Here is a 14370-nt window from a genome sequence, read left to right on the forward strand (position 1 = left end):
TTGAAAACACTATGAATAAGCATTATGAAAGGAGTTGTCACGATGAAGAAAACTTTTCTCGCTTCACTAGTTTTGCTTTTATCTCTTAGTTTTTCAAGTGCTGTTTTAGCAGAGGGTAAAACAGAAAAGCCGAAAATACCTAGCTCTGTAATGGATATCTCGAAAGAAAACACATATCCAAATCCAACTCAGGATTTGCCGTTTTTACAGCCAAGTGAACTTACTCAACAATTGATTGACACATCAGATGTTGCCATTGAAAATCCTGACTTGATTCGTATCTTAAATGAATCAACAATTTCTGATGCACCTTTGGCATTCGGCTATAGAGCAACAATTTATTTAGGACAATGGGCTTTAAATTACGAATCAACAGAAACAGCAACAAACTGGGAGTATCAAAAAATCAATACAAACTACCAAGATAATCGTGGTGGAAAATCTCCAATTCAAATCCATTATAAGCAAGAAGCCCAAAAGACAATTAAGGGTGGATTAACTGCGAAGGTGCCGGAAGCAGATGATGTAAAGAAGCTAATGTTATTGAAGGCCATGCAAAAAACAAAATTGCCACTTTCATTTGAAACAATAGTCGGTGCTGGCACGAAGAAAGATCAAGTATATAATATACCATCGAAAAAGCTCGGGTATTTATACGCATATGCACCTGCAGTAAATGAAAAAGGAAAAGTCACATATGGTGAAGTATATTTAGTATTAAAAGGGAACAAAAAAAGTATTGTTGTGAAAAACATAACATCCCAAGGAATCGGAGCTTGGATTCCATTACAAGACCATACATCATTTGGCTTTGTCACATCAGATCAGCCGAGATAATTGTTGGTGCCTGTCACTTCCCGGTTTTTGTCGAATTGGATGGAGAAGGGATAGAAACATTTTTCTTGAATAATCCCAATAAAAGCTCATTTGAGTCTAATCTCAGATGAGCTTTTTTGGTGCCTGTCACTTCCCAGGTTTTGTCGAATGTGAACTCAAAATTTATTAAGAAAAAAACTTAAACTGCTTTCAAAATAAACCGATAATAAAAAGAAAAAACTTTTTTGGGGGCACTTAGGATGTTATTGAAACGCTTTAAAGATCTTAAACTCGGTGTGAAATATAATCTGGCACTGAGCATATCGATTATTCTTTTTATTATTTCAGGATTTTTTATATACCATGAAATGCAAGAAATTCAAGAACAATTATCTGCACTTGAAAGAAGAGCAGACAGAGCTGTGAAAACCGCTGATATGGCGGGTATTTTTAGAGATAAAGATGCTCGAATTGCAGACTATATAAATTCACCAGAAGATAAATATTTCACTAATTTCGAGGAAAAAAGAACGCTATTCAATAAACTTCAAGAAGAACTTAAGAAGTCAATTAATACAAAAGAAGAAGAAGAACTTTTTACTTATATTCAAAATAGTGATAACGAGATGAATAGAGTATTTTTAGAAGAAATTGCTCCTGAAGTAAATAACGGGAATTCAGATAATCTTGATGCTAAAAGAAGATTAACACAAGCATTAAGCAACGAGGTAGTCGGTCATTTAGAAAAGTTAAAGGAAATAATCAACGAAGACCGCGATAAAGCAATAGTAGCTACAGAGGACAGTATTAAAGAGACAAACTTAGTGATCATTTTTTCTATAGTAACCAACATCATACTCGGTGTGATCATTGCGTTTTTCGTCAACCGAATGATAAAAAAAGCTCTTAATAATGTGATTCACATGGCAACAGAGATCTCAAATGGTAATCTTTTAGTTGAAGAAAGTGAGTATGTTAGTAAAGATGAAATTGGTCAACTTAGTGTGGCGATCAATTCCATGTTATATAACTTAAGAGACATGATTAAATCGATTACCCATGTTTCTGGTACTGTATCTGGACAAAGTGGAGAGCTTACTCAATCTTCTAACGAAGTAAAAGAAGGAAGTAATCAAGTGGCTGTCACCATGCAGGAATTATCGGCTGGTGCAGAGTCACAAGCTCATGAAGCAGCAGAGTTAGCAGATACGATGAGTGGATTTGTTGATAAAATTAAAGAATCTAACTCATTTGGAGAAACCATTGTGTTTTCTGCGGTTTCAGCCCAAGGACTTACAGAAGAAGGTCGCCGACTTATGGAATCATCGATTAGTCAAATGGATAAAATCAATTCGATTGTTAAAGTATCTGTTGATAAAGTAAAACATCTTGATACACAATCAAAGGAGATTTCAAACTTAGTCGGTGTTATCCAATCAATCGCGGAACAAACAAACCTGCTTGCATTAAATGCAGCGATAGAGGCAGCAAGGGCAGGAGAGCATGGTAAGGGATTCGCTGTTGTAGCTAGTGAAGTTCGTAAGCTTGCTGAGCAAGTTACTTTATCTGTGTCTGATATAACTGGCATTGTAGCTAATATTCAAACAGAATCTAATAATGTTGTGTTGTCTCTAGAAGAAGGCTACAGTGAAGTGGAAAAAGGAACTAGTGATATCCAAACAACCGGTAAAACATTTGATGAAATTCACCAGGCTATTACTGAAGTCGTGGATAAAATTCAAGGTGTAGCAATGAGATTGAGTGACATCGATAATGAATGTGGAAGAATGAACAACTCCATTTCAAACATAGCTTCCATTTCAGAGGAATCAGCAGCTGGGATTGAACAAACTTCTGCTTCGATTCAGCAAACAAGTACATCTATGGAAGAAATTGCTGTAAGTGCAGAGAGACTTGCTAAATTGTCGGAAAATCTTAATGGATTGGTTAAGAAGTTTGAGGCTTAATTGACGGAATGAGGGCATCAAAAAGTGCCCATGTTCTATACTATATATTAGTAGGCTTTCTTAAACTTTGTTGTTGATTTCCGTTATATTACAAGAAAGGGGTGTCCAATTATTGGACACCCCTTTCGACAAATTCCGGGAAGTGACAGGCACCTTATTCTGCGGCACCTTATTCTGATTCAACCAATAATCTTTCTTCGGCTAGTGTTATCTTTTCTGCAAAAAGTGTTTTAGCTAAAATTCGTCTGGTTTCTTTTGAGGCGGTCCAATAGTACTGATCGTCTACAAGGCCAATAATTGTGTATTCATATCCACGGAAGTTTGCGTTAAGTGATGTTAAGCCAAAGAGTTGGAAAGGCTCAACAATAGAATGTGTATGATCTTTTTTTAGGAAGTCATTAAATTCTTCATTAATGTTTTCGCAGGCTTTTTCTAGCACTGACCACACATGGTCTGGGTCTTCTCTGTAGCTCACAACTACCCGTTCAATCACTCTCATACGATCAATATTATAATTCTGGATTTGTTTAATTTCACCATTGCTTATCGTCAGGAGCTTACCACTCCACTCACGGATCTTTAACGAGCGAAGCCCGATTTCTTCAACTGTACCGTTGAATGTATTATTAATGGTGATAAAATCTCCTTGATGTAGCTGTTTTTCATAAATTAAAAACATCCCCGCTAAAATATCTCTTATTAGGCTTTGAGCACCAAAGCCAATAATAATACCTGCCACCCCAGCACCAGCTAAGACAGAACCGAAATTCTCTACAAACTGAGAGACGATATATAAAATAAATCCAATTGTAGCTGTATATTTTGTTAACGATCGGATCATACTCTCAATTGTCTTTTCCTTGCGCTCTTCAATAAAACTCGAATGCAGGAAGAATTTTTTTACAAGTTTATTAATGACCAATACGCTAATGGTTAAAATAACAGCAACAAGAATAATACGAGCAACTCTAGACTCTTCCAAAAATTGAGTGATATATTCCATATTCATATTCTCACCTTATATATTTGATTTTCTTTTTGTGAAATCTACGTCTTTATAATAGCCATTCTTTACTAGAATGTTTGGTCCTAGACATTTTACTGCAGGGCAATGACAGCTAAGCGTTTTTGCTAGAGAGGAATTTGTCCATTTATCATAAGCGGACTGCAATGTGTTGTGTTGAATATTACCTAATCCAGGAGCATCACCAAAGTCTGTTACGATAATATCACCATTAAAAATATTCACATTCAATCGAGAGCGTCCATCAGGATCATTTCTCACTGTCACATTTTTAGCATCTTGTAGACGCTTAATGAGAGCTAAATCTTCAGAATCAGAACTGCATGCAAAAAAAGGTAAAGTACCAAATAACATCCATACATTTTCATCTCGAACATCTAATAAATGAGTAATCGCTTTACGCATATCTGTTAGTGATAACGTTTCTAGAGCACTTGCAAAATCACTATTATACATTGGGTGAATTTCATGGCGCTGACAATGCATTTCCTCAACAATTTGTTTGTGAATTTTCTCAATATAAGGAAGTGTTCGCTTATTTAGCATTGTTTCCGCTGATACAATTACTCCAGCTTTCACAAGAGCTTTGCTGTTTTCAATCATTCTTTCAAATAATGCTGCTCTCTGCTGATAAGTTGGTTTTCGATCCATAACGGCAAATCCTACTTCCACGAACTCATCTATTGTTCCCCAGTTATGAGAAATATGTAAAACATCTAAGTAAGGTATAATTTTTTCATAACGCTTTAAATCAAGAGTTAAATTTGAATTTATTTGTGTACGCACACCACGTTCATGGGCATACTTTAATAAAGGCACAACATATTGATCAACTGATTTCAGTGATAACATAGGCTCTCCACCGGTAATACTTAAAGAACGGAGAGTAGGGACTTCATCAAGTCTTTTCAAAAGTAAATCTATTGGTAGTGCATGTGGATCTTTTGGCTGGAGCGTGTAACCAACAGCACAGTGCTCACAACGCATATTGCAAAGGGTAGTTGTTGTAAATTCTATATTTGTTAACATCATTTTTCCATATTGCTCAACATCTAAATAAGCTTCCCATGGATCATATGAAGTTGTAATAGGGAGGAAAGGTTTTGTTGCATTCATAGTAGTACTCGTACTCCTTTAAATGTAAAAGTATGATCATTGTATTTGTTAAAGGTATAACACCTTTCTTCTAACATTGCTTATTTTAACATGAACCTTTGTTTATTAAGGCTTTTTTCTAAAAGAATATTGTTTACTTTGATACTATAAGTGGGAATCTGATTGTAATATCAGTTAAAAATAATGAAAAAGATCAATTATAAGACAAAAAGGAATAAGGATTAAACAGGTTGTCAAAATGATATCTTTCGTCTACGATTAATTTATCTGAAGGGAGAGTAATATATGGGTAATGCAGTACATGATAAAGATTCACAATTATCTTATTTGAAAAATCGATTAAATATGTTCTTAGAAGTACTTGATTCAATGGATCCAGAATCTACAGATGTAGATGATATAGATCGCTTAATTCAAATGTTAGATGATTTAGAAGTGAAACAAAATCAATTTAAAAAAGATTGGAAAGAAGAAGAACAGGCCTGACATTTGTTGTTGGGCTTTTTTTGTTGCTTAAAAACACCCACATGCTAAAGGCACTGTTCAATTTCTGACTGAAAGCACTTCCAATATTACTTTTCAATGACCCTCTTCAAGGAGTATAATAAAAATTGAGAGAATTGACTGTATTTTTTATGTAATAGACCAATAGAAGCTAGTAATAGGGAGTAAAAGGGGGAGATTTTGAGATGAAAAATTTTTATGAAAGTATGTATCAATTAATTGTAGAAACATCGACCAATTTACCAAAAGATGTAAGAAGGGCTATTGCTGCTGCAAAGCTTAAAGAAAGTGCTGGAACACGTTCAGCGATGTCGCTTTCAACAATTGCGAATAATATTAAAATGGCTGATGATAACGTATCACCAATATGTCAGGATACTGGCTTACCAACATTTAAACTAAAGGTACCAGTCGGTGCAAACCAGATAGAAATGAAAAAAGAAATTAAAAGAGCGATTGAGCAAGCGACAAAGGATGGCAAGCTGCGACCAAATTCAGTTGACTCTATATCTGGAGATAATAGCGGGGATAATCTAGGTGAAGGCACTCCAGTTATTAAATTTGAGCAATGGGAAAAGGATTATATTGATGCTCGTCTAATTTTAAAAGGCGGCGGTTGTGAAAATAAAAATATCCAATATAGTTTGCCATGTGAGCTTGAAGGATTAGGTAAAGCTGGGCGTGATCTTGATGGTATTCGCAAGTGTATTATGCATTCAGTGTACCAAGCTCAAGGACAAGGCTGTAGTGCTGGTTTTATCGGAGTGGGAATTGGTGGAGACCGTACAAGTGGCTATGAGTTAGCGAAAGAACAGCTATTTAGACGAGTAGATGATGTGAATCAACGTGAAGACTTACAGAAGCTTGAAGATTATGTAGTAAAGCATGCAAATGAATTAGGAATTGGTACAATGGGCTTTGGCGGAGAAACGACTTTACTTGGTTGTAAAATTGGCGTAATTAACCGTATACCTGCTAGTTTCTTTGTATCAGTTGCTTATAATTGCTGGGCTTATCGTCGTTTGGGAGTTATTGTTAATCCGGAAAATGGATCAATCAATGAGTGGATGTACCAGGATGGAGAAAGTGTGGAATTTTCTCAGGATGAAGTTGCTGCTTCAAATGAAGAAATCCAACAATCAAAAGAGGTTGTTCTAGAAGCTCCAATTACAGAGGAGAAAATTAGAGAGTTAAAGGTTGGAGATGTTGTTCGTATTAATGGAATGATGTATACCGGACGTGATGCCATCCATAAATATCTTTCTGAAAATGATTCACCTGTTGATTTGAATGGTCAAGTTATTTATCATTGTGGACCTGTCATGATGAAGGATGAAGATGGCAACTATCATGTTAAAGCTGCTGGCCCAACAACAAGTATTCGTGAAGAGCCGTATCAAGGTGATATTATGAAACGATTTGGAATACGTGCTGTTATTGGTAAAGGTGGAATGGGACCAAAAACACTTAAAGCACTTGGTGAGCATGGTGGAGTTTACTTAAATGCAATTGGTGGAGCTGCTCAATATTATGCAGATTGTATTAAATCTGTTGAGGGTGTCGATCTTATGCAATTTGGTATTCCAGAAGCGATGTGGCACTTGAAAGTGGAAGGATTTACAGCCGTTGTTACAATGGATTCACACGGAAATAGCTTACATGCAGATGTTGATAAAAGCTCATTAGAAAAGCTTGCACAATTTAAAGAACCAGTTTTTAAATAAGAACTTTATAACTAAAACTGGAAGATATATAGATTAGTTGCGGTAATTTGAATGTACTAGAATAATCCACGGATTAAGCGACTGAAATCCTAAATAAACGTTTGTTTGAATAAAACCCAGGGGAATCCCTGGGTTTTTTATTGTTATGTTATAGGAATTTATTAAAATTATAACAACCAATAGTAGACAGAAAATTAAAATTAATTACCTTTTAAAATAAATTGTTAAAAATATGTAAAATAGGGAGATTTTCCTCCTCTACTAAGCTATAATCATATCTTGGGTGTCAAAAGACATACTTTTGACCAAAAATCAAAGATTTTGCTTAAAAGCGTCTGGGGGGATAGCTTTGTTACATTTTATTGTGAAACGAAAGATTTTAGTTAGTTTAGTGACAGTTTTAGTTCTAATTGTTGGTGGTTACTCTTTATTGAAGCTAGATAAGGAGCTTATGCCAGCAATAGAATTTGATGGTGCTTATGTTGATGTTAGCGCTGGAGAATTGTCTGCTATTGAGGTGGAACGAACAATTACAAATCCACTCGAGCAAAGAATTCAGGGAATTGATGGTGTAGAGGATACAAGTTCTACAACGTCTGTTGGCAGAAGTAGTATAAATATTACGATTGAAACAGGCAGAGGAGACGAAGTTGCAAAAGAAATTGAAACTGTCGCCCAATCAACAACAGCGGATGTTTCGGCTGTAACAGATGTTGTAACAGATCAATACGGAACAAGCCAAGCATATGAATTTTACATGGATGTTTCTAATGGTGATATGGACGAGATTACAGCATTTGCTGAGGATGTTTTAGAGCCAAGATTAGAAGAACTTCCAGAAGTTAGTGATGTATCATTATCAGGTATTCAAGAATATGAAATGGTTATCGAGTTTGATCGAGATAAGGTATTAGAAAAGGGAATTGATGTTTCACAAGTAAGTGGTGTGATTCAACAAGGGAACAGTGAAGCAACTCTTGGAGAATTTAGTGAAGACAAAGATGCTCCTACTTTGCGATGGAATACAAAATTAGAATCAGTAGAAGATATTGAAAATGTACAAATTGCCACAACTACTGGCTTTATTAAGTTGAAAGAAATTGCATCTGTTTCAATGGAACCTTTAGAAAGCTCTTCATTTGTTTGGAAAAATGGAACAAAGGATTTTATCTTTGTCCGAATAGGTCGAGTAGCTGATGTGACCCAAATTGATATGGCAGCAGCTGTTCGTGAGGAAATAAAAAACATTGAAGATGAAGGTTTAATCAAAGATTTTGAATTAAATGAAATGGTTGCACAAGCAGATTATGTTCAAGAGTCAATAGATGGAGTATCAAGTAATATCTTAATAGGTGGAGTTATTGCTGTTCTGATTTTATTGCTATTTTTACGAAATATACGTGCGACTATTATCGTTGGAATCTCAATACCTACATCAATTCTTCTTACATTTCTATCAATGTGGGTGTTAGATTATAGCTTTAACATGCTAACACTTATTGGGTTAGGGTTAGGAATTGGGATGATGGTTGATTCTTCAATTGTTATTTTAGAATCAATTTATCGAAAAAAAGAGCAGGGTCTTCGTGCATTAGAAGCTGTTGTTGAAGGAACAAAAGAAGTTGCCACAGCCGTTTTTGCTTCCATGCTTACAACAATCGTTGTTTTTTTACCAATAGGATTATTGGGTGGAGAAATGGGTCAGTTTATGATTCTGTTATCTGCTGTTGTGGCAATTACATTAATTAGTTCTGTCGTTGTATCGTTCACATTAATACCAACTTTATCGGAAAAATTCTTAAAGCTTAGCAAAAAGTCTAAAGCTAAAGAAGGTCGATTCATAAAGGGATATGGTGGATTCGTATCATGGGTTATTAAGAAGAAACGCAACAGTTTTATTATGGTTTTCATTTTCTTCTTAATGTTTGCAGGCTCACTTCTTTTGGTGCCAAAAATTCCTATGACAATCATGCCTGATGTGTTTAATCGTTATTCTGAGTTAATGGTAGATCTCGAAACAGGCTTATCAGTTCAAGACAAGGAAGCAATTGTAGAAAAAATAAATGAAAAGCTTTCTGCTATCGAGGATGTAGAACAAAACTATGTTATGGATGAAGGAACAATGTTCTACACGATCATTAACATGACAAAAGGTGACGATATCGTTAAGGAGCAAAAGGAAGTTAATGAAGAAATCATGAGTGCTTTACGTGATCTTGAAGAAAGCACACCAATTGATAGTATTCAAAGTGCAACTTCTGCTGGTGGTGGATTTCCAGTTCAGCTAGAAATTAAAGGTGAGGATTTTAATGAGCTTCAAAATATTTCTAGTGATTTTGTTAAAGAGTTAGAAAAGATCGATGGAATTGTTGCTGTAAACAATTCAATAGAACGGACATCAATCGAGCAGGTTGTTGAGCTTAAGGAAAGTGCGATAGAAGACGCTGGTCTTACACCTTTACAGGTAAGACAGTTTATTGAGCAAGCATTTCTTAACATGCCAATTGGAGAAATGACAGTTGATGAAGTAAATGTTCCACTTATTATGAAGTGGGATATTAGTACAGATAATCAAGCTGATTTACTAAAGTTAAAAATTTCAACAATTGACGGTGAGAAAGAATTATCAAGTTTTGTTGAGTTAAAAAGTATGAATACTCCAAATGAAATTTCTCATAGTGATGGAGAACGCTTTGTCACTATTTCAGCAGATATTAAAGATAAAGATTTAGGTGCGATTAACCGTGATGTTCAATCATTAATTGATGATTTTGACACACCTACTGGTTATACTGTATCTGTTGCAGGGGACTTAGAAGCACAGCAAGAGCTAATGCAAGATATGCTGCTCATATTAGGGATTGCAATTTTCTTAGTTTACCTAGTGATGGCCGTACAATTTAATAACTTGGCACATCCTATCGTTGTTATGTCAATTATTCCAATGACAGTTGTTGGTGTTATTGGAGGATTATTTATCACTCAACGAGAATTAAGTGTAATGTCTGGGATGGGAATCGTCATGTTAATTGGTATCGTCCTAAACAATGCGATCTTGCTCATCGATCGTACAAATCAATTACGTAGAGAAGGACATGGAGTTAATGAGTCACTAGTTGAGGCAGGGAAAAATCGTATTCGCCCTATCTTTATGACAACATTAACTACTGTAGGAGGTATGTTACCACTTGCCTTAGCATCTGGAACATCAGGTAATTATCAAGCACCAATGGCCACAGCAATCATTTCTGGCTTACTTTTTGCAACCATTATTACACTCGTTTTAATTCCAGCTGTGTATCGAATCTTTAATAGCATTGCTAATGGATTTAACCGAATGTTTAAGAAAAAGGAAAAAGAAGTAGAGATTAAAGAAATAGCTAGTTAAATAACATGGCAAAAAAGGATTGAAATCATTATGATTTCAATCCTTTTGTTGTATTTAGAAACAAATGAACTTATTATATCTAGACAGTATTTGATGAGGAATTCCACAACAAGTTTTTATAAGATCAGGTTCTGTTTTTACAGGTAATTAATATAATTTCCTGTTAGTAACAAGGTTTTTTATTATATAAGTACTATTCTAAGAAGAGAAGATGCCACTAGACTTTATACATTTTTCATATGACTAACCGCAATAAGTTTACGAAAAAACTTATTCTAAATTCGATACTGTGTTAGTTTCTAAATTAACATCGTGATCATCTTCTGCTTCATTATCATTGGCAACCATTCCAAAAAGTCTGCAATTACCACAAGTATGACATTCAAACATATATCTTACCTGTTCCTCGTATTGCCCAACAATATCCTTTGTTTCAATCTCAGTTTTTACCGTGTTTTTGTACCATTTGTCACCAGAACATATATCACAAATAAGGTCTTTACCCCATACTTTTACAGTAAATAACTCAAACATTACTCTCGCTCCTTATTTAACATTCCTGCTACGTACGTTTAAGCGTATTTATTAAAATTTACATTTATTTTAACATACAATAACAAAATCCTGATTAAGGAAAAAGGGAGCGGACCAAATCTTATGGTATTGGGTTTGCTTTTCGTGTTTTTTACTCAAGAATCCGTTACAAAAAGGTTAGAAGCTCATATGAAATAACGCAAAATGAAGAGAAGAAGCAAAATGAGGTTAATGAAAACGTTAACACTTTAGTGCTGAATCCTATTTTAAAGATTTATCAGCGATTTTTGGAAAATATCAGCGATTTTCTGGATTTATCGGCGATTCTGCGGATTTATCAGCGATTTTTCAATTTTATCAGCGATTAGACAATTTTCGACAAATCCCCCCTCCATTCTATATATTAAAAAAACAAGTAAACGAAACCCAAACCCACACCATTTAATCCAAATTTCTGAGTTTTATTTGAGTGCATAAGGGTAATTTTTAAAGAGATAGTATGTAATAGGAAAGTTCTGTCATCAATTTGAATAATTTTGCAAGAAAGGAGCTTTATATGGATAAATTTTATAGTATTTCTTCAGAAGACGTGTTGAAAAAGCTTGATGTTACACAAGATGGCTTAACAGATACTGAAGTGGAAAAAAGACGGGAACAGTATGGTTTTAATGAATTGGGAGAAGAACAACGAAAAAGTACGTTTAAAGTGTTCGTGGAACAATTTAGAGATTTTCTTGTTATCATTCTAATAGTCGCAGCGTTATTATCTGCATTTTTAGGAAAGTTCGAAAGTACAATTGTTATTCTTGTTGTTGTCATGATTAATGCCATACTTGGGACAGTTCAGCATATAAAAGCGGAAAAATCTTTAAATAGCTTGAAAAATCTATCATCACCTACGGCAAAAGTTTTGAGAAATGGAAATAGGGTTGAAATTCCCTCAAAGGAGATTGTTGTTGGGGATATTCTCTATTTAGATGCTGGTGATTACATAAGTGCTGATGGAAGAATTATCGAAAGTCATAGCCTACAGGTTAATGAAAGCTCTTTAACTGGTGAATCCATAAGTGTACAAAAAACAATAGAGCCAATTAAGGAAGAAGACGTATCCATCGGTGACAAGAAGAATATGGCGTTTTCCGGAAGTTTTGTTACATACGGAAGAGGCGTTCTTGTTGTAACAGAAATTGGCCAAAAAACGGAAATTGGTAAAATTGCAAACTTGATGGAAAGTGCCAAAGAAAAGAAAACACCACTTCAAACAAATCTCGATAACTTTGGTAAAAAACTAGCGATTGCAATTATCATCATTGCATTGATTATTTTTGTTATCGATATCATTAGAGGTCGCACACTCATTGACTCATTTATGTTTGCGGTTGCTTTAGCCGTCGCAGCGATTCCTGAAGCATTAAGCTCGATTGTAACGATTGTATTAGCTTTTGGTACACAAAAGATGGCCAAGGAAAATGCCATCATTCGAAAACTACATGCTGTTGAAAGTCTTGGAAGTATATCTGTTATTTGTTCTGATAAAACAGGAACACTTACACAAAATAAGATGACTGTACAGCAAGTTTTTTTAGACAATAAGATTACAGAACAAGATCAATTAAAACTAGACAATTCCTTTCATAAATATTTTATTGAGCTCCAGCTACTTTGTAATGATGCAGAAACAACGAAAGAGAAGGAAATTGGAGATCCTACAGAAATTGCCTTGGTCCATTATGCAGAAGATAGCTATCAGATAGATGAAGCAGAGATAAGAAAAAAATATCCACGATTAAAAGAAGTACCGTTTGATTCAGATCGAAAATTGATGAGTACTGTTCATAAGATGGACAACAAAACACGGCTTCTTACTAAAGGTGCATTAGATGTTTTATTAGATCGAGTTGTTAAAATTGAGACCTCAGAAGGTATTTCAGATTTCTCTAAAGAACATCGAAAACAAATTGAAGAAGTTAATCACTCATTTTCAGAAAATGGATTACGTGTGCTTGCTTTTGCTTATAAAGAAGTAGATGAAAATGCTGAAATCACGACAAAAGATGAGCATGATTTAATTTTTGTTGGATTAACAGCCATGATGGATCCGCCACGTGATGAATCTAAAGATGCTGTAGAACGTTGTATTGCAGCAGGTATTAAACCAGTAATGATTACGGGTGATCATAAGATAACTGCTTCTGCAATTGCCAAACAAATAGGGATTTTTCAAGAAGGAGACAGAGCTGTAGAAGGACATGAACTAGAAAAGATTAGTGATGAAAAGCTTAAGGATATGGTTGAGGATATTTCTGTTTATGCCAGAGTGTCTCCAGAGCATAAAATTCGAATTGTTCGTGCATGGCAGGAAAAGGGAAATATAGTTGCCATGACGGGAGATGGTGTGAATGATGGTCCAGCGTTAAAACAAGCTGATATTGGTATTGCAATGGGGATAACAGGAACAGAGGTGGCTAAAGACGCATCTTCAATGGTTTTAACAGATGATAACTTTTCAACAATTGTTAAATCTGTTGCAAATGGCCGAAGTATTTATGCAAACATAAAAAATGCGATTCGGTTCTTATTAGCAGGAAATACTGCGGGAATTCTTTCGGTCCTTTACGCAACCATTGGTGCATTGCCTGTCCCATTTGCTCCTGTTCATTTGTTATTTATCAATTTATTAACTGATAGCTTGCCTGCAATTGCGATTGGTTTAGAGCCACATAATAAACAAGTGATGAAAGAAAAGCCACGTGATGTAAATACACCACTTTTAAATAAAGTATTTGCCACACGATTAGTAACAGAGGGTACACTAATAGCCATTGCCACAATGATCGCATTTCATATAGGCTTAACAGATGGTGCATTAACTGCTAGTACAATGGCCTTCGCTACTTTATGTCTAGCACGGCTATTTCATGGGTTTAATGCAAGATCAAGGCAGTCTATTTTTAAGGTAGGTTTGTTTTCTAATCTCTATTTAATAGCTGCTGTCATGATCGGTGTTGCTTTATTACAGATCGTATTATTAGTGGATCCATTAAAAGCAGTTTTTGAAGTAGCCACACTTACATCCACACAGTTTGCTTATATATATGGATTAGCTTTAATGCCACTAGTTATTATTCAACTTTATAAGTTGATTTTTGTGAAAAGTAAATAAAAAACTTACCCTGTTTTCTAGATTAAAGGAGAAAACAGGGTTTTAAGATTGATGGAAGTTTTTTTCAGTATGGAATATCTCTCTTAAACAACAATATAAACAATACTGAAAAATAGGGAGAGAATGAAAATGAG

At 34.9% G+C, this 14370-nt stretch carries 9 protein-coding genes; 6 read left to right on the forward strand and 3 right to left on the reverse strand.

The genetic code is table 11. The annotated features are described in order from the left end of the window. Window positions 1–42: 42 nt before the first annotated feature. Window positions 43–837 (forward strand): YfkD famly protein, encoded by a 795-nt coding sequence (locus LC076_RS15310; protein ID WP_226669975.1) that lies wholly within the window; start codon window positions 43–45, stop codon window positions 835–837. A gap of 239 nt (window positions 838–1076) precedes the next feature. Continuing rightward, entirely contained in the window at window positions 1077–2783 is a 1707-nt protein-coding gene (locus tag LC076_RS15315) for a methyl-accepting chemotaxis protein (protein WP_226669976.1), read from the forward strand. A 169-nt stretch (window positions 2784–2952) separates the two neighbouring features. On the opposite strand, the gene LC076_RS15320 is transcribed toward LC076_RS15315, so the two are convergent. Both LC076_RS15320 and yfkAB read right to left on the reverse strand, forming a co-directional pair. Next, window positions 2953–3786 (reverse strand): mechanosensitive ion channel family protein, encoded by an 834-nt coding sequence (locus tag LC076_RS15320; RefSeq protein WP_226669977.1) that lies wholly within the window; start codon window positions 3784–3786, stop codon window positions 2953–2955. 15 nt (window positions 3787–3801) lie between these two features. Continuing rightward, the gene (yfkAB, locus tag LC076_RS15325; protein WP_226669978.1) at window positions 3802–4923 is read right to left on the reverse strand and encodes a radical SAM/CxCxxxxC motif protein YfkAB; all 1122 of its coding nucleotides are present in this window, start codon (window positions 4921–4923) and stop codon (window positions 3802–3804) included. Window positions 4924–5208: 285 nt separating this feature from the next. Between yfkAB and LC076_RS15330 the strand changes: the two genes are divergently transcribed. From LC076_RS15330 to LC076_RS15340, 3 genes are all read left to right on the forward strand, one after another. Further along, complete coding sequence (locus LC076_RS15330; RefSeq protein ID WP_226669979.1) at window positions 5209–5409, forward strand: SE1561 family protein; 201 nt, start codon at window positions 5209–5211, stop codon at window positions 5407–5409. Window positions 5410–5612: 203 nt separating this feature from the next. After that, a complete protein-coding gene (locus LC076_RS15335) occupies window positions 5613–7151 on the forward strand; it encodes a fumarate hydratase (protein ID WP_226669980.1) in 1539 nt (512 codons plus the stop codon). Between the two features lie 349 nt (window positions 7152–7500). Further along, window positions 7501–10539 carry an efflux RND transporter permease subunit gene (locus LC076_RS15340; RefSeq protein ID WP_264191569.1) on the forward strand — a complete coding sequence of 1013 codons (3039 nt, stop codon included), beginning with the start codon at window positions 7501–7503 and terminating at the stop codon, window positions 10537–10539. A gap of 270 nt (window positions 10540–10809) precedes the next feature. On the opposite strand, the gene LC076_RS15345 is transcribed toward LC076_RS15340, so the two are convergent. Beyond that, window positions 10810–11073: a hypothetical protein gene (locus tag LC076_RS15345; protein WP_226669981.1), complete on the reverse strand. Its 264-nt coding sequence runs from the start codon at window positions 11071–11073 to the stop codon at window positions 10810–10812. A 556-nt stretch (window positions 11074–11629) separates the two neighbouring features. Here LC076_RS15345 and LC076_RS15350 point away from each other — a divergent pair. Then, on the forward strand, window positions 11630–14236 hold the full coding sequence (locus LC076_RS15350; RefSeq protein WP_226669982.1) for a calcium-translocating P-type ATPase, PMCA-type: 2607 nt from the start codon (window positions 11630–11632) through the stop codon (window positions 14234–14236). Window positions 14237–14370: the final 134 nt, after the last annotated feature.

This window comes from Metabacillus litoralis (assembly GCF_020524045.1).
Classification (GTDB): domain Bacteria; phylum Bacillota; class Bacilli; order Bacillales; family Bacillaceae; genus Metabacillus; species Metabacillus litoralis_C.

What these genes read in the sequence shown, in the direction of transcription:
- LC076_RS15330 (WP_226669979.1), top strand. Translation starts at nt 5,209, where the DNA reads ATGGGTAATGCAGTACATGATAAAGATTCACAATTATCTTATTTGAAA.
- LC076_RS15315 (WP_226669976.1), top strand. Translation starts at nt 1,077, where the DNA reads ATGTTATTGAAACGCTTTAAAGATCTTAAACTCGGTGTGAAATATAAT.
- LC076_RS15310 (WP_226669975.1), top strand. Translation starts at nt 43, where the DNA reads ATGAAGAAAACTTTTCTCGCTTCACTAGTTTTGCTTTTATCTCTTAGT.
- LC076_RS15350 (WP_226669982.1), top strand. Translation starts at nt 11,630, where the DNA reads ATGGATAAATTTTATAGTATTTCTTCAGAAGACGTGTTGAAAAAGCTT.
- LC076_RS15345 (WP_226669981.1), bottom strand. Translation starts at nt 11,073, where the DNA reads ATGTTTGAGTTATTTACTGTAAAAGTATGGGGTAAAGACCTTATTTGT.
- LC076_RS15320 (WP_226669977.1), bottom strand. Translation starts at nt 3,786, where the DNA reads ATGGAATATATCACTCAATTTTTGGAAGAGTCTAGAGTTGCTCGTATT.
- LC076_RS15335 (WP_226669980.1), top strand. Translation starts at nt 5,613, where the DNA reads ATGAAAAATTTTTATGAAAGTATGTATCAATTAATTGTAGAAACATCG.
- yfkAB (WP_226669978.1), bottom strand. Translation starts at nt 4,923, where the DNA reads ATGAATGCAACAAAACCTTTCCTCCCTATTACAACTTCATATGATCCA.